At 55.2% G+C, this 21,193-nt stretch carries 21 protein-coding genes and 1 pseudogene; 11 read left to right on the top strand and 11 right to left on the bottom strand.

What is annotated here, in order from left to right:
• Positions 1-48 precede the first annotated feature (48 nt).
• The 3 genes from DIT71_RS03375 (at position 49) to DIT71_RS03365 (ending at position 2,671) form a co-directional block, all read left to right on the top strand.
• Positions 49-1,140, top strand: coding sequence for an SMP-30/gluconolactonase/LRE family protein (locus tag DIT71_RS03375; RefSeq protein ID WP_114611814.1), 1,092 nt, complete (start codon positions 49-51; stop codon positions 1,138-1,140).
• On the top strand, positions 1,133-1,603 hold the full coding sequence (locus DIT71_RS03370) for an acyl-CoA thioesterase (RefSeq protein WP_114611813.1): 471 nt from the start codon (positions 1,133-1,135) through the stop codon (positions 1,601-1,603). The genes DIT71_RS03375 and DIT71_RS03370 overlap by 8 nt, the downstream gene beginning before the upstream one ends.
• A gap of 78 nt (positions 1,604-1,681) precedes the next feature.
• Entirely contained in the window at positions 1,682-2,671 is a 990-nt protein-coding gene (locus tag DIT71_RS03365) for an NADP-dependent oxidoreductase (protein ID WP_114611812.1), read from the top strand.
• 5 nt (positions 2,672-2,676) lie between these two features.
• On the opposite strand, the gene DIT71_RS03360 is transcribed toward DIT71_RS03365, so the two are convergent.
• From DIT71_RS03360 to DIT71_RS03350, 3 genes are all read right to left on the bottom strand, one after another.
• The gene (locus tag DIT71_RS03360; protein WP_114611811.1) at positions 2,677-4,524 is read right to left on the bottom strand and encodes a cation:proton antiporter; all 1,848 of its coding nucleotides are present in this window, start codon (positions 4,522-4,524) and stop codon (positions 2,677-2,679) included.
• 29 nt (positions 4,525-4,553) lie between these two features.
• Positions 4,554-5,381 (bottom strand): tRNA cyclic N6-threonylcarbamoyladenosine(37) synthase TcdA, encoded by an 828-nt coding sequence (gene tcdA / locus DIT71_RS03355; RefSeq protein ID WP_114611810.1) that lies wholly within the window; start codon positions 5,379-5,381, stop codon positions 4,554-4,556.
• 118 nt (positions 5,382-5,499) lie between these two features.
• Positions 5,500-7,275 carry an acyl-CoA dehydrogenase C-terminal domain-containing protein gene (locus DIT71_RS03350; protein WP_114611809.1) on the bottom strand — a complete coding sequence of 592 codons (1,776 nt, stop codon included), beginning with the start codon at positions 7,273-7,275 and terminating at the stop codon, positions 5,500-5,502.
• Positions 7,276-7,485: 210 nt separating this feature from the next.
• Here DIT71_RS03350 and DIT71_RS03345 point away from each other — a divergent pair, with 210 nt between their 5' ends.
• On the top strand, positions 7,486-8,229 hold the full coding sequence (locus tag DIT71_RS03345) for an SDR family NAD(P)-dependent oxidoreductase (RefSeq protein ID WP_114611808.1): 744 nt from the start codon (positions 7,486-7,488) through the stop codon (positions 8,227-8,229).
• Between the two features lie 30 nt (positions 8,230-8,259).
• On the opposite strand, the gene DIT71_RS03340 is transcribed toward DIT71_RS03345, so the two are convergent.
• The 3 genes from DIT71_RS03340 to speA all read right to left on the bottom strand — a co-directional run bounded on the left by DIT71_RS03340 (position 8,260) and on the right by speA (position 11,561).
• Positions 8,260-8,904 (bottom strand): ChrR family anti-sigma-E factor, encoded by a 645-nt coding sequence (locus DIT71_RS03340; RefSeq protein WP_114611807.1) that lies wholly within the window; start codon positions 8,902-8,904, stop codon positions 8,260-8,262.
• A complete protein-coding gene (locus DIT71_RS03335; protein WP_114611806.1) occupies positions 8,901-9,500 on the bottom strand; it encodes a sigma-70 family RNA polymerase sigma factor in 600 nt (199 codons plus the stop codon). The genes DIT71_RS03340 and DIT71_RS03335 overlap by 4 nt, the downstream gene beginning before the upstream one ends.
• Before the next feature lie 150 nt (positions 9,501-9,650).
• Entirely contained in the window at positions 9,651-11,561 is a 1,911-nt protein-coding gene (gene speA, locus DIT71_RS03330; protein WP_114611805.1) for a biosynthetic arginine decarboxylase, read from the bottom strand.
• Between the two features lie 210 nt (positions 11,562-11,771).
• Between speA and speE the strand changes: the two genes are divergently transcribed.
• Positions 11,772-12,653, top strand: a complete 882-nt coding sequence (speE, locus tag DIT71_RS03325) for a polyamine aminopropyltransferase (RefSeq protein WP_114611804.1) — start codon at positions 11,772-11,774, stop codon at positions 12,651-12,653.
• Positions 12,654-12,714: 61 nt separating this feature from the next.
• On the opposite strand, the gene DIT71_RS03320 is transcribed toward speE, so the two are convergent.
• Both DIT71_RS03320 and glnK read right to left on the bottom strand, forming a co-directional pair.
• Complete coding sequence (locus DIT71_RS03320; RefSeq protein ID WP_114611803.1) at positions 12,715-13,995, bottom strand: ammonium transporter; 1,281 nt, start codon at positions 13,993-13,995, stop codon at positions 12,715-12,717.
• Between the two features lie 72 nt (positions 13,996-14,067).
• Positions 14,068-14,406, bottom strand: a complete 339-nt coding sequence (gene glnK / locus DIT71_RS03315) for a P-II family nitrogen regulator (RefSeq protein WP_114611802.1) — start codon at positions 14,404-14,406, stop codon at positions 14,068-14,070.
• A gap of 402 nt (positions 14,407-14,808) precedes the next feature.
• Between glnK and DIT71_RS03310 the strand changes: the two genes are divergently transcribed.
• The 6 genes and pseudogenes from DIT71_RS03310 (at position 14,809) to DIT71_RS03285 (ending at position 19,143) form a co-directional block, all read left to right on the top strand.
• The gene (locus tag DIT71_RS03310; RefSeq protein WP_114611801.1) at positions 14,809-15,063 is read left to right on the top strand and encodes an accessory factor UbiK family protein; all 255 of its coding nucleotides are present in this window, start codon (positions 14,809-14,811) and stop codon (positions 15,061-15,063) included.
• A 59-nt stretch (positions 15,064-15,122) separates the two neighbouring features.
• Positions 15,123-15,764 (top strand): annotated as a pseudogene (locus DIT71_RS03305) (magnesium chelatase domain-containing protein); the annotation flags it as partial.
• A gap of 187 nt (positions 15,765-15,951) precedes the next feature.
• Positions 15,952-16,305, top strand: a complete 354-nt coding sequence (locus DIT71_RS03300; protein WP_114611800.1) for a nucleotide pyrophosphohydrolase — start codon at positions 15,952-15,954, stop codon at positions 16,303-16,305.
• Complete coding sequence (locus DIT71_RS03295; protein ID WP_144114476.1) at positions 16,302-17,303, top strand: hypothetical protein; 1,002 nt, start codon at positions 16,302-16,304, stop codon at positions 17,301-17,303. Before DIT71_RS03300 ends, DIT71_RS03295 begins: the two co-directional genes overlap by 4 nt.
• 164 nt (positions 17,304-17,467) lie before the next feature.
• On the top strand, positions 17,468-18,577 hold the full coding sequence (locus DIT71_RS03290; RefSeq protein WP_144114477.1) for a hypothetical protein: 1,110 nt from the start codon (positions 17,468-17,470) through the stop codon (positions 18,575-18,577).
• A 23-nt stretch (positions 18,578-18,600) separates the two neighbouring features.
• The gene (locus tag DIT71_RS03285; protein WP_114611797.1) at positions 18,601-19,143 is read left to right on the top strand and encodes a hypothetical protein; all 543 of its coding nucleotides are present in this window, start codon (positions 18,601-18,603) and stop codon (positions 19,141-19,143) included.
• A gap of 63 nt (positions 19,144-19,206) precedes the next feature.
• Here the strand turns inward: DIT71_RS03285 and DIT71_RS03280 are convergent, their stop codons facing one another.
• The 3 genes from DIT71_RS03280 to DIT71_RS18090 all read right to left on the bottom strand — a co-directional run.
• The gene (locus DIT71_RS03280) at positions 19,207-19,758 is read right to left on the bottom strand and encodes a recombinase family protein (protein ID WP_114611796.1); all 552 of its coding nucleotides are present in this window, start codon (positions 19,756-19,758) and stop codon (positions 19,207-19,209) included.
• Positions 19,759-20,024: 266 nt separating this feature from the next.
• Positions 20,025-20,597 carry a hypothetical protein gene (locus tag DIT71_RS03275; RefSeq protein ID WP_114611795.1) on the bottom strand — a complete coding sequence of 191 codons (573 nt, stop codon included), beginning with the start codon at positions 20,595-20,597 and terminating at the stop codon, positions 20,025-20,027.
• 293 nt (positions 20,598-20,890) lie between these two features.
• Positions 20,891-21,193 (bottom strand): hypothetical protein (locus DIT71_RS18090; protein WP_227537929.1); only part of this gene is annotated, 303 nt, incomplete at its 5' end.

The following is a 21,193-nucleotide window of genomic DNA, read 5'->3' as shown; positions in this document are numbered from 1 at the left end:
TGTCTGATAAGGTTACAGAATGGCTTCTGACAGTAACGGGCATCATCTATGAAGTGGCTTCTGTGGGCTTTGCTGATCGGGTTTTTGGTGCTGGGCAGTTTTCTGCTGTCGCCGTCTCCCATCAACAGCCAGTCCTGGGATGCTCCCTCGCCGCGACCCCTGACCGGTGAGCTCGCCCCGAACCAACGCCTGAGGCTGGCGGATCTGTTGGCCAGGGGGGAAGTCTATGGCCCGGAAGATACCACCATGGATGAGGAAGGTGTGCTCTATACCGGTACCCAGGACGGATGGATTGTCCGGGTCTGGCCGGATGGCCGGGTCGAAAAATGGCTGGAGACCGGTGGCCGGCCCCTGGGTATGGTGTTTGACCGTCATGGCAACCTCATCGTGGCGGATTCCTGGAAGGGCCTGCTGTCCATCGCCCCGGACAAGTCAGTTACCCTGCTGACCCGCGAAGCCGAAGGCCTGCCCTTCCGTTTTACCGACGATGTGGATATTGCTCAGGACGGCAGGATCTATTTCACCGATGCCAGTTCCCGCTTTCGCCAGCCGGATTACCTGCTGGATCTGCTGGAGATGCGGCCCCACGGGCGGCTGCTGCGCTATGATCCGCGCACCGGCAGAACCGAGGTGCTGCTGAGCAACCTGCACTTTGCCAATGGCGTGGCGGTGTCACCGGACGGTGAGTACGTGCTCGTCAACGAAACCTGGAAGTACCGCATTCTGAAGTACTGGATCGGCGGTCGCACTCCCGGTCAGGCAGAGGTGTTCGTCGACAATCTGCCGGGATTTCCTGACAATCTTGCACACGACAGTGGCGGCCGCTACTGGGTGGCATTCCCCACTCTGAGGAACGCTCAGATCGATGCCCTGCACCGGCAGCCCTGGCTCAAGGATCTGCTGGCCAAACTTCCGGATTATTTCCTGCCAGAGCCCCGTGAATACGGGCTGGTGGTGGCGCTCGACGAGCAGGGAAAGGTGATAACCAGCCTTCACGATACCAGGGGGACCCATCTCCAGGAGATCACCTCGGTCAATCCCGACGACGGCTACCTTTACTTCGGTTCACTTCACAATGATCGCATTGGCCGGTTAGCGTTAGCGGCCATTCCGGGACTGGGAGAAGACAACGATGAGTGATGGCATACCGGTGAGCTGGGATCTTCCCGACCCCTTCACAATGATCATTGACGTGGGTGACGAGGATACCGACAGGCTGGGACATGCCAACAATGTGGTGTATGTGCGTTGGCTGGAGGACATCAGCTGGCAGCACATCGAGAGTCTGGGGATGACCTGGGAGTTGCATGAAAAAACCGGCAAGGCCATGGCGATTACCCGTACAGAGATTGATTACCTGACCGCTGCCAACGCTGGTGATCGCCTGGTACTCGCTACCTGGCTGACCGGGTTTGATGGCCGCTTTCGATCCGAGCGCCGGTTCCAGCTGGTGCGGGAGTGCGATGGCAGGACCCTGGTGCGCGCTGTGTCCACCCACGCCTGTGTCAACCTGAAAAGCCAGCGGCCCTCGCGGATGCCTGCCGAGTTCGCTGATATCCTCGGTGGCGCCATGGTACCGGCAGAGGGTGTACTCAGGTCGTGACGTTAGTACCACTGAGTGTAGTTTCTGCTAGTCTGAACAATGATTCTGTCCTGTCCCTCAAGCCGTCTGGAGAACATCATGGAAAACACCGCTGATCCGAATGCTGGCAACGCCATGCGCCAAGTCGTCTATGACCGCTTTGGCGATGCCGACGTACTGCGGATCGAGACTTCGGAAATCCCGGAGCCGGGTGCCGAGGAAGTGCTGTTCAGGGTAGCCGGTGCCGGGCTGAACCCCATTGACTGGAAAACCCGCAAGGGGCTGGGTTTCGTGGCCCGCCAGATCGAGGATCATCTGCCCTGGACGCCGGGCTTTGACGCGGCCGGCGAAGTCATATCGGTTGGTCGGGACGTAACCACGCTGGCACCCGGCGACCGGGTGATGGGCATGGTAGGCTTTCCAGCCAACGGTGGTGGCTATTCGGAGTATGTGGTTGCCCGTGCTGATGAGTTGGCCATCGTTCCGGAAGAACTGGACCTGGTAAGCGCCGGCGCTTTGCCCCTCGCGGCTTTGACCGCCTGGCAGGCACTTTTCGAAGTGGCGGAACTGGAGGCGGGCCAGAAAATTCTGATTCATGCCGGCGCCGGCGGGGTGGGCCACTTTGCAGTGCAGTTTGCCCTGGAGCGTGGCGCCCATGTGATCGCCACGGCGTCGGCAAGTAATCGCGATTTCCTGGCTGCTTTCGGTGTCCATGAGGTAATTGACTACCACACAACGGATGTCGTTGACGAATGCTATGGCCTGGATGTGGTGCTGGACCTGGTTGGCGGCGAGGCGGGCAAGCGCTCCCTGCACACCCTCAGTGAGCACGGCGTGCTGGTGACCATCCCCACGGTAACAGCGGACGAAATCATTACCGCGGCGGAGGAGCTGGGGCTACGGGCCCACGGCATGACCGTGCGTCCCGATGTCTTTCATCTTGACGAGATCGCGGAACTGATCGAGGACGGTGATGTGCGGGTTCACATCGATGAAACCTTCTCGCTGGATCAGGTCGCCGATGCGCACCGCATGCTTGAGGGCGGGCATGTCAGAGGCAAACTGGTGCTTGACTGCCGCAGGTCCTGAAAGGTTCAGGCCGGATTGGGTGCCCGTGCCTCACCGGTATCCCGTTCCTTGCGCTCCTTTCTGGCCTGGGGAGGCACCAGGCTGACCAGGGTCCAGTCTTTCTCAGGCTTGATATCACTGATGCTCTTGACCGGCCAGATGTGCTCGCGGTTATCCAGCACAAACAGCACCAGGGCCTGCCGATCGTATTTTTCCAGAAAGTCCTCGAAGGAAAACTCCTCGCTGAGCTGGGTGGTTTTCACTGAATACCCCTGGCTGGCCAGGCTGGCCAGCTTGGCATAACTGACACCGCCAAACAGTCCCCGGGTCATCTGGATTTTCTCGGCGGTCTGATGCCTCGCCCTCTGGTCCTGGTCCCCCTCGGCCAGTGTCAGCACCGAATTCTGGCCGAACCAGTCCAGGAAGTGATAAGTCGCCAGCGAGTTCATGTGCTTGTAGGGGGAGATGACCAGCAGGTTGCCAATACCGGTCAGGTCCAGATGGGTGGAGGCGTGCTCGGACACCGGATTGCCAAAATACACCTGCAGGTCTTCCATGCGCGCCTGCTTGACATTTTCCCAGTTGGTGTCCGCAAGGATCACCGGCACCTCCAGTTTTTTCAGTGCCAGACCGATTTTCCGCGCCATCGGGTTGGCGCCCAGGATGAGAAAGCCGTATGCCGCCGGCTCGTCCACTTTCAGCAGCTTGGCAAGCGGCCGGGCAGTAAGGCTCTGCAGGGTAACGGTGGCAATAATCAGCATGAATACGAGAGGTACCAGGGCGCCGGCGCTCTCATAGCCAAGCTTCTGCAGCTGGAAGGCAAACAACGCTGAAACCGCGGCGGCTACGATACCCCGGGGCGCAATCCAGCTCAGAAACAGTTTGTCCCGCCAGTTAAGGCTGGTACCAATGGCAGACAGAAAGATACTGACCGGGCGTGCCACCAGCATTAGCAGCGCCAGCACGAGCACCAGTCCCCAGCCCAGTTCGGCAATCGCTGCGAATTCGACCCGCGCTGCCAGAATGATGAACAGCGCGGAAATCAGCAGCACACTCAGGGATTCCTTGAATTCCAGAATGGCGTCGATGGGAACCTGTTTCATGTTGGCCATCCAGATGCCCATCACAGTGACCGTCAGCAGGCCGGACTCATGGGCCATCTCGTTTGATAGCGCGTAGACCCCGAGCATGAAAGTCAGGGTGCCGGCATTGTGCAGGTACTGGGGTAACAGGTGCTTGCGCAGGGCAATGCCATTGAGCCAGCCAGCCGCCGCACCAAGCACAAAGCCCACCGCCAGGGTTTTTCCGAAGATGTACATGGAGTGGCCGAACACGTTGCCCTGGCCCCAGGATACGATGCCTTCGAACACCAGAACCACCAACAGCGCCCCTACCGGATCAATGATGATGCCTTCCCATCGTAGGATGTTGGCGAGTTTGGCATCGGGTCTGACGGACCGAAGCAGAGGGGCGATAACCGTGGGGCCGGTGACAATGGATATGGCCCCGAACAATAGCGCGACTTCCCAGGACACGTTCAGAATATAGCGTGCGGCCAGAGTACCGATAAAACAGGTGACGATGGAGCCAACGGGAATCAGGTTGCGAACCATCTTGCCGTGACCACGGATTTCCTGATAGCGGAGGGTCAGGCTGCCCTCGAAAAGAATAATTGCCACCGCCAGGGAAATCACCGGGAACAACAGATCGCCAAACACCTCTTCCGGGTTCAGGAAGCCCAGTAATGGGCCCGCTGCAATTCCGCCGGCAAGCAGGAACAGGATGGCAGGCATACGAACCCGCCAGGCGAGCCACTGGCAGAAAAGTGAAAGCACACCAATGCAGGCGAGTAGAAAGACAGTGCTGACGGTCATAGGGGAGTCAGTTCCGTTGATTCATGGAATTAGTTCGGTTGTCCGGCGGGAGAGGGTGCGGCGGTGCCGGACTCCGCTTTGCGTGCAAGCCTGGCCAGAAGCCTGGCCGCCGCAAAAAAACCGAAGCTGGCGGTAACCGGGCTGGCGGCTCCAAATCCGGACGCGCAATCGAGGCGGACAGGCCCTTCTGTGGCCGGCTTCTGGAGACAGACCTCACCATCAGCGGCAGGATACGTGAGCTGCTCCAGGGAGTACACGGCTTCGATGCCGAAACGGCGCCTGGGGTTGCGGGAGAAACCGTACTCCCGTCGTAACAGGTTCCGAACCTTGGCGAGCAGGGGGTCCTGAGTGGTTTTGCTCAGGTCGCTGACGCGGATCTGGGTCGGATCCATCTGGCCACCGGCACCTCCGGCGCAAACCAGTGGGATTTTCTGTCGCTGGCAATGTGCGATCAATGACGCCTTGGCCTTGACGCTGTCAATAGCGTCAACCACCCCTGACATCTCCTGCGTGATCAGCTCACTGACGTTTTTGGTATTCAGGAATCCGAAATGCACACGGATGTCAGCTCCCGGGTTGATGCCGCGCAGGCGTTCTGCCATGGCGTCGGTCTTGGTGCGGCCATACTGGCCTGTCAGCGCATGAAGCTGGCGGTTGGTATTGGAAACACAGATGTCGTCCATATCAATGAGCGTCAGTGTACCGATACCGGAGCGGGCCAGGGCCTCGGCCGCCCACGAGCCGACGCCGCCCAGGCCGACAATGGCAATGTGGGCATGACGAAAGCGCTCCAGGGCCCTGCGGCCGTATAATCGCTCGATACCGCCGAAGCGGAAGTGGAAATCGTCACCCGTCATGCTTCATCTCCGCCCAAAAGTCCTGATTGTAACTCAGCCCTGCCGGCTGTCTCTAATCGTTGGATATAAAAAGGCCACGCAAGAGCGTGGCCTGTAAGCGATCAACCTGAAAGCCGGTTCAGGCAGACCAGTGGTCGTCCTCGAAAGCCATGAGAGACTCTTTGCCGCTTTCGATGTCCTGCTGCAGCCACTGGATTTCTGGCAGCAGTTTTTCAAAGTAGAAGCGGGCGGAGACCAGTTTGCCCTCCAGCAGCGGCTTGTTGCCTTCGCCGGCGTCCAATTGTGCCTGGGCAACGCCGGCCATGCGCGACCAGAGGTAAGCAATGACGGTCAGGGCCATCAGGCGCAGGTAGGGCGTCGCCGCGGCGCCTGCCTGTTCCGGGTCTTTCGGGGCATTGCTGGCGATCCACATGGTAGCCGACTCCAGGGACTTGATAGCACCCTTCAGCTCTTCCCGGTGTGGGGCTTGCGGGTTCTCCTTGAGATAACCGGTCAGTTCGGCAAACAGGGTGCGCACAAGTTGCCCGCCCTTGAGGCTGAGCTTGCGACCCACCAGATCCATCGCCTGGATGCCGTTGGTGCCCTCATAAATGCGGGCGATACGGCCATCCCGCACCAGTTGCTCCAGCGGCCAGTCGGTGGTGAAGCCGGAACCACCCAGCACCTGCAAGCCGGTGTTGGCGTTGTTGAAGCCTTCGTCGGTAAGGAAGGATTTCACCACCGGCGTGAGCAACTGAACCAGGTCGTCTGCGGACTCACGAACCGACTCGTCGCCGTGAGCCACGGACAGGTCCAGCTTATGGCCGGCAAACAGCGCGAGCGCACGCATGCCTTCATTTAACACCTTCTGGCGCATCAGCATGCGGCGGACGTCCGGATGCACAATGATCGGGTCGGCCGGGCCATCCGGGTTTTTGGGACCGCTCAAGGAACGGCTCTGCAGGCGCTCGCGAGCGAAACCGAGGCTTTCCTGATAGGCCATCTCGGCCAGACCCAGGCCCTGCATGCCGACCATCAGGCGGGCCTCGTTCATCATCGTGAACATGGCGCGCATGCCGTCGTTGGGCTCGCCCACCAGCCAGCCTTTGGCGCCTTCAAAGTTCATCACGCAGGTGGCGGAACCCTTGATGCCCATCTTGTGTTCCAGGCCGCCGCAGAAAGCAGGATTGCGCTCGCCGGAGTCCGGCAATACCTTGGGCACGACGAACAGGGAAATACCCTTGGTCGTGTTCGGCGCGCCGGGGAGCTTGGCCAGCACCAGGTGGACGATGTTGTCTACCAGATCATGTTCGCCACCGGTAATCCAGATCTTGGTACCCTCAATCGCATAAGAACCGTCGTCATTCGGCGTGGCGCGGGTGCGGATCAGTCCCAGATCAGTGCCACACTGGGGCTCGGTCAGGCACATGGTGCCGGTCCATTGGCCGGTGATCAGCTTTTCCAGGTAAGTGTCTTTCAGCTCGTCAGAACCGTGGGCATAGAGTGCGCTGATAGCGCCATGGGTCAGGCCGGGGTACATGCCCAGGGACAGGTTGGTGGAGCATACCATTTCATCCACCACAAACTTGAGGGTGTGGGGAAGGCCCTGGCCGCCGTATTGCAGCGGCGCATCCAGCGCAGTCCAGCCGCCTTCGACAAACTTGGTGTAAGCTTCACGGAATCCCTCCGGCGTAGTCACCTCGTGGGTTTCCGGATTGTACTGGCAACCCTGGCGGTCTCCGATCTGGTTGGTGGGCTGGATGACTTCCGCTGCCAGTTTGCCGGCCTCGTCGATCACCGCCGAAATCAGGTCGGGTGTGGCGTCGGCGTATTTTTCCAGTTCATGCAGTTTGTCCACGCCAAGGACATCAAACAGCAAAAAGCGAAGGTCGTTCGCGGGGGCCTGGTATTGCATGGAAAGCTCTCCTCGATGCAGCAAGTTATTGCAGCGACGCCCGCAACGGGTTGTATCTAAGACAGGCATCGCGGATGTTGTCAACGCCCCTATTCATACGCCCGTTTTAATCTCTGGTTCACTGTAAGCGTCGGTCTGATGGGGAAAATTTTCGTATCAATCCCATGGGTTCACTTAATTGACGGCCAGGCCCGTCATACGGGAGTTTTTATGAAGCAGGTGTTGATTGCGGGGATATCAGGCGCCATCGGTCATGCCATTGCCGAGCGCCTGCTGCGGCAGGATTCGGAGTTGGTGATCGTGGGGCTCTGTCGTGATCCGTCTTCTGTCAGGTTCGCCGAGGAGCAGGCAGACAGGGTTACGCTCATACCCTGGGATGCGGCAGAGGCTGGCAACGTCGACGGAGTGGCTGAAAAGCTGAAGGAAAGCCTGCCAGCAGAATCGGGGCTGGACACAGTGATCTACGCTGCGGGGATACTTCATGGTCCCGGAATGAGCCCTGAAAAACGACTGGAAGACCTGGATGCCGGAGCGTTCGCCCATGCGTTTGCGGTCAACGCCACCGGTTTTGCGATGCTGGTGCGGACCCTCGCTCCCTGGCTTCGTCACCGGCGCTTCAAGCGCATAGTGGCGGTTTCCGCCAAGGTTGGATCGATTACCGACAACGGCTTCGGGGGTTGGTATGCCTATCGCAGTTCCAAGGCAGCGCTGAACATGCTGGTGCGCAACCTGTCCATCGAGCTGCCCCGAAAATACCGCCCGCTTGCCTGTGTGGCTGTACATCCCGGCACGACGCTGTCGCCACTGAGTGAGCCGTTCACCCGATCGCTGGCTCAGCTCAAGGTTCACGAACCCGGCGATACCGCGGAGAATATCCTGCGCGTTACGGAACAGCTGACAGAAGAAAATAACGGAACCTTCCTCAGTTGGGATGGTTCCGTTATTCCGTGGTGATTGCGGGAAGCGCTGAGGCGACCTGTCGTCTCAGCGGATGAAGGGATTCAGTAATCGCGTGAAGGTGCCGGTCAGCTTTACCGGTGCGCTCAGGACCGACAGGGTGATGCAGTCTTCACAACCCACTGCCACAGGCTTGTGATCATCGTCCTGGTTGAGCACGACAAAATCCCACTGATTGAACACACCCTTCTGGTCGGCAAATGCGCCCTGAAGCACAATGGTTGTCTCATCGCCACGGTGAGTATGGGCCGGGGCTTTGCCACCTGCCGCCAGTTTCTGCAGCACGACCTGCTCACTCTGGCCGGGGAACCGCTCACTGATATCGAGCACGCTGACGTCTCCGAGCTGGCGTTTCCAGGGCAGGCTGTTGAGGTCTTCGCCCAGCAGCTTCTGCAGCGGACCCACCCGTTTGGCCCGGGTGCTGATATATTCTTCGGTCATGTTCGGCTCACTGTCGATGCGTGACAGGATGGAGTCAAACATGTCCGACGACACGCCCACTTGTGGCTGGCTTTCCATCATCACGGCACCCAGGCTGTCCAGCGTATCAACGCGGCTGCGACAGTGTGGGCACTGATCCAGATGAAGGCGAATACACAGCGCATGAGGCTCACTGAGGTTGCCCGCGCTGTATTCCATCAGGATAAGTGTATCTGGATGATGCTTAGTCATACGTTCTGGTCCTGCAAAATCACTTTCAGTTTGTTCAATGCTAGGCGAACCCGGCTCTTGACGGTGCCCAACGGGATATTAAGCTCGTCGGCTACCATCTGGTGTGACTTGCTTTCCATGTAAACCTTAGCAATAACAGTAGTCTGCTCCTCCGGAAGGTGGCTGAGAGACTCTCTCACCCGGCGCTCCGACATGAGGCGGTGCAATGACGTGACCGGCTCGTCGTCATTCTCGCCGGGAATCTGCCACAGGTCTTCAGTCTCGACCGGCATTTCAGCGCTGGTCCGCTTCATCTTGCGAAGCATGTCGATACGCTGGTTCCGGGCAATCGTGAAAATCCAGGTGGATGCGGCCGCCTTGCGCCAGTCGTACAGGCAGGACCGGCGCCAAATGGACACGAACACTTCCTGAACGAGCTCTTCGGCATGACTTGCCAGGCCGTTGGCCATGGCGTAGTACTTGATCTGCGGTCCGAAATGCTCGAACAGAGCATGATAGGCCTGGCGGTCCTGGTTCTTGCCCACTTTCTCCAGCATCTGGCTCCAGGGGTCCTTACGGCCCTCGGCCCGTGCCGGTTTCTGATCCAGTGTCATCACCGGACGCTCCTTGACTGTCGCATGATTTGAGATTGTTCTGGTCATCATTCTATGCACTCGCCCCGGTTTTGTCAGTGATGATGTATACGGGGCGGTCGAAAAGCCGGATCAGCCTGGAAGCGCTTTTTGTGGTTTTCCTCGTGTACCCGCTCATTCCTCCAGGTAGGTATAGCCCTCGAGGCCGCTGCCGAGCTCTTCCAGCAGGCTGGCCTGTTCCCCGTCCGGCAGGCCGCTGGCAGCGAACTTCTGCTGGTAGGCCCGCAGCAGGGCAGCAGGTTCAAAGTTTACGTATTGCAGTACCCTGGCCACGGTGTCGCCGTGGATCGGCTCGCTGACAGTGTGTCCACCGCCCGCATTCCGCCTCACATCAACCGAGTGGGTATCGCCGAACAGGTTGTGCATGTCGCCGAGGATTTCCTGGTAGGCGCCGGTCATGAAGAAGCCCATCAACATGGGTTCCTCCGGCACATCCTCCGGCAGAGGGAAGGTGGTTTCGATACCCTGGCCATCCACATATCGATCGATCCGCCCGTCGGAGTCACAGGTGATGTCCTGGATGACCGCGCGCCGGTTGAGAGGGCGGTTAAGCCCATTGATTGGCATGATCGGGAAAATCTGATCAATGCCCCAGACATCCGGCAGCGACTGGAACAGCGAGAAATTTACAAACAGCTTTTCCGCCAGTTTTTCATTGAGCTCGTCAATAATCTCCCGGTGCGCACGGTTGTTGGCATTCAGCTGGTCCCTGAGCATCCGGCAACAGGTGGTGTAGAGTGTTTCCGCCCTGGCGCGATCGGCCAGCGACAACAGGCCGTGGGCAAACTGGGTGTGCACATCCGCCATGGCATGGAGCACATCGTGGTAAATCTCTGCCAGGGAACGGGGTGAGCCCTGATCCTGAAGACTTTTCAGGTCGCGCCACAGATCCTGAAGCGGCGCTGGCGCACCATCGGCCGGGGCCTCTGGCTGGCGCTGGTCGGGCACTTCGCGGTCGATGACGTTGGTAACCAGGACCGAATGGTGAGCGGTCAGGGCCCGGCCGGATTCGCTGATCAGATTGGGGTGGGGAATGCCTGCCCGGTCACATTCCGACTGCAGAATGTGGACGACATTGTAGGCGTATTCATGGACGCTGTAGTTCATGGAGCAGCTGCTGCGGGAGCGGGTGCCTTCGTAGTCCACGCCCAGGCCGCCGCCGATATCCACCGTGCCTACCGGCGCTCCCATCTGGCGCAATTCGCTGTAAAAGCGGGCGCATTCCCGCAGTCCGGTCTGGATGTCGCGGATATTGGCTATCTGGGAGCCCAGGTGGAAGTGGAGCAATTGCAGGGAATCCAGGGCGCCGGCATGGCTGAGGGTCTCGACCACATCCAGAACCTGGCTCGCAGACAGGCCGAATTTTGACTTCTCGCCACCGGTATTCTGCCAGTTTCCCTTGCCAATGGTGGCCAGTCGCGCACGAACGCCAATCAGGGGCATGACACCCAGGCGGCGAGCCTGCTCCAGAATCAGCGGCAGTTCGGACTGTTTTTCCACCACGATAAACACCCGGTGCCCGAGCTTTTGGCCGATCAGTGCCAGGCGGATGTATTCACGATCCTTATAGCCGTTGCAGACAATCACTGAACCCGGCTGCTGCGACAGGGCCAGAACCGCCATCAGCTCCGGCTTGCTGCCTGCCTCCAGGCCAATCTGGTTGTCGCGGGCGGCCGGCTCTGCTCGCAGCAGCTCCTCCACCACCCGCCGCTGCTGGTTCACCTTGATGGGGTAGACCGCTGTGTAGGCGCCCTGGTAACCCTGCTCCCCGGCGACCCGGTTAAACGCACCGCAAAGTTTGTTGACGCGATCGTGGAGGATATCGGTGAAGCGGATCAGCACCGGCAATTGCACCCCGCTGCTGACCAGGGAACGGGTCAGGTCCGGCAGGTTGATGTCCTCGCCGCTGTGGCCCCGGTCCGGGCGTATCAGCGCCTCACCGCGGGCGTTCACATCGATATAGCCATCGCTCCAGTGGGCGATGTTGTACACCTTGTGGGCGGCACTGCCTGTCGGTTCATTCATGGGGCTGTCCTGTGCTGATTCCGTAGCCGGCGCAGTGCCGGCTGATGGCGCTCATTGTATGGATTCCGCCGGCCTGCTGAAAGAACCCTGCCGGAAAAACCGAGGCCTGACACGATGATAGTCCTTTAGGTGTGGCAACTCCCCACCTACAATACCTTCAACAGGATCCCCAACAGGAACAGGCTCGACACGCAAACGCGGAGACATGAAATGACGGCATTGAACGAAGGCTGGTTTACCGAGGTATTCCAGGACCAGGGAACCGCATTTTCCCTGCAGGTAAAAAAGAAGCTGCACGAAGAACAGACCCGGTTCCAGAAGCTGGAAATATGGGAAACGGAAACCTTCGGCAACCTGATGGTACTGGACGGCTGTGTGATGCTGACCAGCCGTGACAACTTCCTTTACCACGAAATGATGACCCATCCGGCCCTGTTTACCCACAGGGACCCGAAAAAAGTCGTGATCGTCGGCGGCGGTGACTGCGGCACTCTCAAGGAAGTCCTCAAGCACCCGGGCGTGGAAGAAGCCTGGCAGGTGGAAATCGACGAGCGTGTGACCCGCCTCTCGGAAAAGTACTTCCCTGAGCTGTGCGAATCCAACACCGATCCTCGCGCCAACTTCTTCTTCGGCGATGGCATCCAGTGGATACGTGACGCAGTGCCGGAAAGTCTCGATGTTATCATCATCGACAGCACCGACCCGGTCGGGCCCGCCGAAGGCCTGTTTGCGCTGGATTTCTATCGCGACTGCATGATCGCCCTGCGCGAGGGCGGCATTATTGTCCAGCAGAGTGAGTCACCGCTGCTGCATACTCATACCATCATTAAAACCATCCATAACGAACTGAAAGAGGCTGGGTTTGACCATGTGCGCACCCTGCCGTTTCCGCAGCCGGTCTATCCTACCGGCTGGTGGAGCTGCACCATGGCGGGCAAGGAAAAGCCGGTTGTGTACTTCCGCGAGGAGGACGCGGATCAGCGGCCGTTTGTGACCCGTTATTACAACGCCGACATCCATCGTGGAGCACTGGCTATGCCGCAGTTCATGGTGGATGCGTTGGAGGATGAGGTGATGTCCAGCGAGAGATAACTGACGCAAAAAAGAGGGGCGCCTCGCGGGCGCCCCTCTCTCGATCTACTGTCAGCGGGTGTTACTTGCTGCTGACAAACTCCGGATAGGCTTCCATGCCACATTCGGACAGATCCACACCCTCGTACTCTTCCTCTTCGGTAACCCGGATACCCATGACCGCCTTGAGGATGCCCCAGACAATCAGGCTGGTCACGAAGACCCAGACAAAGATGGTGAGCATGCCGATCAGCTGACCCATGAAGGTGGCGTCGGCGTCGGACAGAAGTACCGCAAAGATACCCCAGATACCAACCACACCGTGCACCGAGATGGCACCGACAGGATCATCGATACGCATCTTGTCCAGTGTGACAATCGAGAACACCACGATGATACCGCCGATCGCCCCAATGATGGTGGCCAGCAGGGGCGACGGGTCAGCAGGCTCGGCAGTGATTGCCACCAGGCCAGCCAGGGCGCCGTTCAGGGCCATGGTGAGGTCCGCTTTGCCAAACATGATGCGGGCAACGATAAGGGCGCCAATCAGACCGCCGGCCGCGGCTGCGTTGGTGTTCAGGAACACGTTGGCAACCTCGTTGGCAACACCGATGCCACCCAGCTTCAGGGTAGAGCCGCCGTTAAAGCCGAACCAGCCCATCCACAGGATGAAGGTACCGAGTGTTGCCAGCGGCAGGTTTGCGCCCGGGAAAGCATTGATCTGGCCTTTTGCGCCATACTTGCCTTTCCGGGCGCCCAGCAGAATAACACCGGCCAGGGCAGCAGAAGCGCCCGCCATGTGCACGATACCGGAACCGGCGTAATCGCTGTAGCTGAGCTCATAGAGGCCGAACACGGCATCGCCGTTCCAGGTCCAGGCGCCCTGCATCGGGTAGATGAAGCCACACATGACCACGGCGAATGCCAGGAAGGCCCAGAGCTTCATGCGCTCGGCCACGGCACCGGAGACGATGGACATGGCTGTGGCGACGAACACCACCTGGAAGAAGAAATCAGAAGCCCCGGCGTATTCGCCCATCTCCCCAAAACCGGCCTCGTTGGAAGCCGCAAGCACACCGGCGATGGCTTCGTCGTCCATTTGGGCGACGGTTGTAACACCGCTCAGGAAAAGTCCGCCACCGTACATGATGTCGTAACCGACGATGAGGTACATCGTACAGGCAACAGCAAACAGGGAGACGTTTTTGGTCAGGATTTCAGTGGTGTTCTTGGCACGCACCAGGCCGGCCTCAAGCATCGAGAAGCCAGCGGCCATCCACATGACCAGGGCACCGCAAATCAGGAAGTAGAAGGTATCCAGCGCATACTGGAGTTCAAAAATATGATTAAGATTGCTTTCCATGTGAAGCCCTCCGCACGAGGCTTTTCAAGTTATAAATTTTTTGCGTTGGCTGTCTGCTTGATCAGGCTGTGATCAGATTGCTTCTTCGCCGGTTTCCCCGGTTCGGATCCGGATAGCCTGCTCCAGTTTCGTCACGAAGATTTTGCCGTCACCAATTTTCCCGGTGTTAGCGGCCTTGGTGATGGACTCGATGACCTGGTCCAGCAGGTTGTCGCCGATAGCAACTTCAACCTTGACCTTGGGCAGGAAATCCACCACATATTCTGCGCCACGGTAGAGTTCGGTATGGCCCTTCTGGCGACCGAAGCCTTTGACTTCAGTGACCGTTACGCCTTGTACGCCAATCTCGGATAGTGCCTCACGGACATCATCCAACTTGAAAGGCTTGATGATCGCTGTCACAAGTTTCATTGCTTTCTCCTTGGTAAAGCCGTCTCAACATCTGGAACTCTCTGGCCCGCTGTTGAGGTCGGGATGCTGCCACCTCGCACACCAATTGTGCGGATTGCGTACAAGGCTTTTAGCATCGGGTGTGCCAACGCAAAAAATAACAATATAATCAATATCTTGAATATGTGCTGGTCCAAAATGGACCGTCAGGTCGCCCCATTTCAGGGCGCACCTGTCTGCAGTGAGCCATAATGATGCACAATTCGGGTGCGATCGATAAGGCCTGCTGCAACCACATTATACTGCGGACAGGGTACAGTATGGCAGGGCAGGCAATGTGTTACACTTCCAGCCGTCCTGTCGGCGCCGAAACCGGGCCGGGTTCAGGCGAATTCAAGAGCGCTCAAGCCAGCGAGGTGATTTGTGAAAGGTCCGCAGGATTTCTTTACCCAGCTCCAGGGCCAGTTTGGCCAGTTTGTTCCCGATATGGCCCGTGCGGCCCGTGAGGACTTCGAGGCCCAGGCCCGGGCAACCGTTATGACGGTTCTGTCGCGGCTGGAGCTGGTGACCCGTGAAGAGTTCGATGCCCAGCAGGCGGTGCTGATGAAAACCCGGGAGAAGGTCGAGGCCCTGGAAAAGCGCGTGGCCGAACTGGAACAGCAATTCCCGAAGAGCTGACCGGCAGGAAGCCGGCCCGGCGGTCGCGCCGCTAATGCCCATAACCATGGAAGGTTGTTATGTTTGCCGTTGTCCATACCCGCGCCAGCATTGGCGTGTCTGCTCCCTCCGTTACCGTTGAAGTGCACCTGTCCGGCGGCCTGCCGGCGCTATCCATCGTCGGGCTCCCGGAAACCGGAGTTCGTGAGAGCCGGGAGCGCGTTCGCAGCGCGCTGCTTAACGCCGGCTTCGATTTCCCGGCCCGCCGAATCACGATCAATCTGGCGCCTGCGGACCTGCCCAAGGAGGGCGGGCGGTTCGACCTGCCCATTGCCCTCGGTATTCTCGCTGCGTCCGGGCAGATTCCCGCCGAGAATCTTGCGCAGTACGAATGCCTGGGCGAGTTGTCTCTTGATGGTGCGCTGCGTCCCCTGAAGGGCATACTCCCGGCAGTATTGGCCGCCCGCATGGAAGGGCGCCAGCTGCTGATTCCCCAGGCCAATGCTGCCGAGGCGGCTCTTGCCAGCCACGACGATGTGCTGCCAGCCGGGCATTTGCTGACCGTGTGTGAGCACCTGTGTGAGCGGGCCCGGATTTCACCGGTACCGGCAATGATTCCGGACGAGAGGGTCATGCCCGGGCCGGACCTGTCCGACGTGCGCGGCCAGAGCGTGCCGCGCAGAGCGCTGGAGATAGCGGCAGCTGGCGGGCACAACCTGTTAACTATGTAGCCGAAAACACCAAACGACAAAATGACTGAATTTGTTTTATTGCTTGTTCAGCTTTCTTGCAGAGCGCGGTAACCTGATTTTTATTAACTAGCCTCGCTGAGGCTGAACAACTAAAAAGTTAATTCTGCAGGTGGCAGCCCCTGCGATATTCGTCACAGAGTGTTATGGAGAAATTGCAGTGGATATTGAAGGTATTAACGGTGACCTGAGAAAGTTTGTAAAAGAGAGAGACTGGGATCAGTTTCAGAGTCCGAAAAATTTAGCCATGGCTCTGGGTGGCGAGGTAGGGGAATTACTCGATGTATTTCAATGGCTAACCGAAGAGAAATCTTATGAAGTTATGGATGATCCGAAGTTGTCGAAGTCTGTCGAGGAGGAGGTTGCAGATGTTCAGATTTATCTTCTTCGTCTGATTGATACTCTCGGCATCGATTTGGAGGCCATCGTTCGCTTGAAGATGCAAAAAAACGAGCAGAAGTACCCGATCGAAGAAGCTAAGGGGAACGCAGTCAAATATTCAAGGAGAACATGATGCCAAAGGCTGCACTGCAACCGGTTACGGATCGTGAGGCACAAGCGAATCTTAAAAAATCTATATTCAAACCAGTTCCTCTTGAAGTTATTGCCCAGTATCTGCCCAGCGAGAAAGTTGATTACTTGCGAGAAGTCTGTGGTGGTCGTGATCCCTACGTTTGGGGTGTGAAGCCGAGATCAGACGACAGTGGTAGGAAGCAGTGGGAGAAACTCGGTATCGGGGATGTGGCGTTCTTCGCGGCTTTTGGTAGAGCAGTATTGTGCGGTTCGATCGTTCTCCGTCATGAGGATGAATTGCTGGCCAAGCGTATCTGGAACGAAGCTGATGAGGAAATTGGTTCTTTTCCTCTCCTTTATTTCATGAGTGACGTAAAGCCCGTGGACTTCTCAAAGCATTTTGCAAATCGCTTAATGGGCACCAAACCCAACGATAACTGGCAAGGTTTTGTGGTGAAGTCCGAGGAAGTCAGTGCTCCCTTAATTCGCCTGGCAGATGAAGCCGATCTGTCACCTCCAGCTCCTGCTTTGGATCAGTTTAAGTCGGCGATAGAGCAGCTCTTAAATGGTATCTCCGAGACAGATCGGAAAGGCTCGGCTTTGCGTCGCCTGGAGCAAGGACATTTGAGAAACCATCTCTTTCAAACTTTGGCAACGAAATCTTGTGCGTTTTGCAAAGAAACTTTTGATCCCGAGTTCATGGTGGCTGCCCATGTTAAGAAGCGCGCGGTTTGTTCGCTGAAAGAGCGACTGGATTTCGAAAACATTGTAATTCCCCTCTGCAACTTCGGCTGTGACGACTTATTCGAGAAAGGCTATCTCATCGTTGATCACGCAGGTCTAATTCAACAGGGACGCTCATTGGAGCAAAGCGAGGGAGCAAAGCGTCGCATCCGCGATATTATTGGTACCAATTGCAATTGGTGGAGCCCGACGAGAGAGCCATATTTCAAATTCCATCGCACATCAGTTAAAGAGCCGCTGAGAAAATTTCGGTAGGTTTCAGGTGCTCATTCCATCGTAAAGTCAGTTTCAGTCTTTCGCGAACGAAAATCACCCGACCAACGCTTGGGTGCAAGTTTGTGTTTAGAGTATTTATGAAATAGGCTGCTTAATGCATTAAAAACAGTAATTTATTTTCGATGGAATGAGCGGGGTGTTGAGTGCTCAAAGCGCATGTGCAATTCTACAGTATTGAAGAGTTCGGTTTTTTCAAGAGGAAAAGTCAATCCTCATCTTTTGGCGGTCCAGTAGAATATTTTGCTGATTTTGACAGATGGCTATCGAGTCAGAGCACGCTTGGTAGCACATTAGTTACAGATGACCGCATTAGTTCTCGAGTCAGTGGGAGAACTTACTGCAGAGATTTTTACCATTGTCAGGACACTGGGAACTATTTATTGGTTTTGTGGAACGAAGTTTCCAACGCTGATGGCCAAGTTCTTGCGATACCAAAATCCAGCCCGTTAGGTGGCAGTGCTGTTACTGAAGCTAAGGCTGGTAAAGACGATATTCTAGGGTTGCCCTCATACTACTGGTTCCTGCCTGAACATAATGCGTTTGCGACAATTCGGTTTTCTCATAGCCATCAGAGCATAGTTACGCTGCAGCATTACCTTAAGTCTTATGCGGAAAACTTAAGCGGATATCGGTTGTTCAATAAGCACGACAAGATTATTGGATATAAAAAAGACAAGACTTCTGACAAGTGTTCATGGTTCAGGTTTCACTACTCGAAGAAACTGAACAAAGGGGAACGCAAGAATCTTTTGGACCATCCTGAGAAAATTACCGCTTTGGTTCGCAACGCGGAGCTGCCAAAAGCTGTGCCTGATCGTCGTAGTTCCACAACTAAAGGTGTGGACGAGCTCAGAAATCTTTTGAGTAGAATGGTGCCGAGGGGGTGGGTTGATGAAGATGATGATGAGGTAGGCTACACAGACAAGATTGATCGAATGTTAAATGATGCTGGCGTTCAAAAAGTGTCTGTTGAAATCCCTTTTGTTGCGGATCAGGAGATGCTGAAATTTCTGGTCGAAGAGTTTGACGAGAACTTCGATGAAGGTGGCTTTGATAGGGTCGGTTTTAAGATGAAAAACAAAGGTACGGTATGGCTCAGTGCGAGTTCTATCAAGGCTGATGTTGATTTGGATCTCACTGCGTCTCGCACCAAATTGCCTACTGCGGTTGAGATCATGGAGGCAGTCAATAAACGTAGAGCGTTTTTGCTGAACGCAATAGAGGTAGACGATTTGTCATCGAAGACCGGTTAGTCTTAATTACGAGGCCAGAGGAAATGAAAAAGTACTTGATTCTGACTTTGGTTTATCTGATTGGCTGCTATTTTTTGATATTCGAGTTTGCGAAAAACCTGACTATCGATTTCAGTTCGGCGCTTTCAGGACTCATAACTGTATCTGGAATTCTCTTGGCCATCGTTGGCATGTGGATTTCATACAGTTACCCCGAGGCAGTGCAAAAAATAACGCAGAAGAATGACAAGATTGATTTCCTGGAGACCCTTGGGAGTGCGAAAAGGCTTGAGTCTTTGGTGATGACTATTTTACTCTCAGCAACTGTTATCTTGGCCTGTCTCTTTATGATGGTTGTAGCAGTGCCCGTCGTTAAGAATACCACTATTTTAAATCAGTATGCTGAGGAGTTAAGGGCAACTGGTGTGTGTGTAATTTGGTATTTGACTATACTTCAGGGGGTTGCAGTCATAAAAATAATGCGGGCTAACCTTTCGTTCTTGCATGAACTGTATGTTCTCATAGCGAGACTTGATTTACATAAACAGAAAAACCCTCATCGTAAACAAGTTGAACCAGAAGAGTGAGTGGAGCGGTGCTGAGCAAACTCAGTCAGTCTCCGTCAGAATCACTCGAGATTTTAAAATATCCTAGAGTTTCTGATACCTCTTGACCGTGGCGGGACTTATCGAGAGCTTTTTTGCAACGTCGTGGATGCTGAGGCCTTGTCCACGAAGTTGCTTTACTTCAGATGGCTCCGCAACTTTAGGTCTTCCGAAGACCGCTCCTTGGGCTTTCGCTCTCGCCCTCCCCGAATTTGCTCTCTCAAGAATCTTGGAGCGTTCGAGCTCAGCTATCTTGCTTAGAATCGTGGCGACTAGGCTCCCAACGTCAGTGCTTAGGTCGATGCCCAGCCTTGTAACGATAATATTTACTCCCTTTTTTTGAAACCGAGATATCGACTCTTGAACATCAAGGGCTGATCGGCCCAGTCTGTCTAGGTCTGCGACTATTAGATTGTCTCCATTGCGGATAAATTGCTCCATCTCGTGAAATCCTTGTCGAGAAGAGGTTTTGACACTTCCCGAGGTGGATTCATCAAAAAATTCATGATCGACGTTATAAGCAGATTTGATCTCTAACCTCTGGTTTTCAATGGTCTGCTGTTTTGTTGATACACGATAATAGGCTACGTTAGCCATGTTCACCTCAATGGCTCAAAAGTTGGCTCAATAGTAGAACATAGCTCATTTGTAGTCAACGCTGATTTTTGAGCCAACCTGAGGGTCTATTTTTGGTTGGCTCAATATCTTCAATTAATGAGCCAAGCAGTTCTAAACAAATTTAATCGGAGAGGCCCTGAGAGGCTTTCTAATGCCTTGATTGTATTGCCCTATGGCAACCCATTAGGTAATAGTTTAAGGCTAACTGTGAGTCATCTCAGGGCTTTCTATGGCTATTGCAGTTTCTAGCTCGCTTTATCAAGCCGACTTGAGCTAAATGTCTGAGGGGTGAACTCTTTTGTTCGAGACTTGGCGATATAGCTTAACCAGTAAAAGTAACGAGCAAATCCGCCTTCGTTTTTTAGAAGAACGCCTTTTCTGTCTGTTGGCAGATCCGGCTCGATAACCAGATAGCTGTCTATGATGTTGTTCTTCAGCAGATTAGAGCAAAAGTAGTCTAAGCTAATTCTTTTGGCTTTATTTAGATCTAGGATAACGGCTAAATGCATGTGGTAGCCGTCTTGATCTGGATCCATTTCCTGAACTTTCACCCAGACCGGATCAAAGGTATGTGCCTTCTTTCGGTGCTTATTTGGCTTTGAGTAGAATTTGTTCAACCTGTCAGTGATGGATCTATTGTCGATGCCGTTTTTTGGGCGAATCCTAATATGATAGCCAATAGGTTCATAAAATCTATTGATTGAATAATTTAAGTGAGTCAATAGACATGACAAGATACCCAGGTAACAAGGGTTACGATCATCACAGTTAATCTTATAAGACATATAACTATCTTTGTAATACACTTTCTTTTGCATATGGATGTATCCTCTTACAGTCTGTTATTTCATAGAATTCCTCCAGAATATAAACAGATAATTAATAGGGAGAAGTAACTGTCCAAAAAACCACTAATGCTATTAAAATCAATAACTTAAAATAACTCTATAGCAATAGGTTGTTCGTAAGTCATTGTTTTTAAACAACAAAAATATTTGAAATTTGGGGTTATTTTCTACAAGTAGTTATCATTTGATAACGATTATCAATTGTAATCGAAACCAATTTAGTTGTCAATACTAACTAACAGGGAAGGGGGCTTGTTGCTTGGTTATTTCCACCAAATCTCAGCGCCAAGATCGTCAGGGCCTATCGGGTTCGCCTCGAAATTCTCATGTTTAGAAGTCCGATCTGTATATTCTTTGCTCAAAATCGCGTACTTGGGAAGCTGGTGGGATTTGGGTGCGATAAGGAAAAAGCCCTCAAGCTGATTGCCAATGTTTCCTTTGGATGTGCAATGCAAGATCACCGCAACATCTTGATCAAACTCTGGAGTGGCCTTCTTCGGTAAGCGTCTGGGCATTACACCTTGTCTGGGGTAGCCGGCTTCCAGTTGTGGGGTAATAGCTCGTCG

Source organism: Marinobacter vulgaris (assembly GCF_003344045.1).
GTDB lineage: Bacteria > Pseudomonadota > Gammaproteobacteria > Pseudomonadales > Oleiphilaceae > Marinobacter > Marinobacter vulgaris.
Note: the sequence above shows the minus strand (reverse complement) of the source record. Positions and strands in the feature narration are given on the sequence as shown.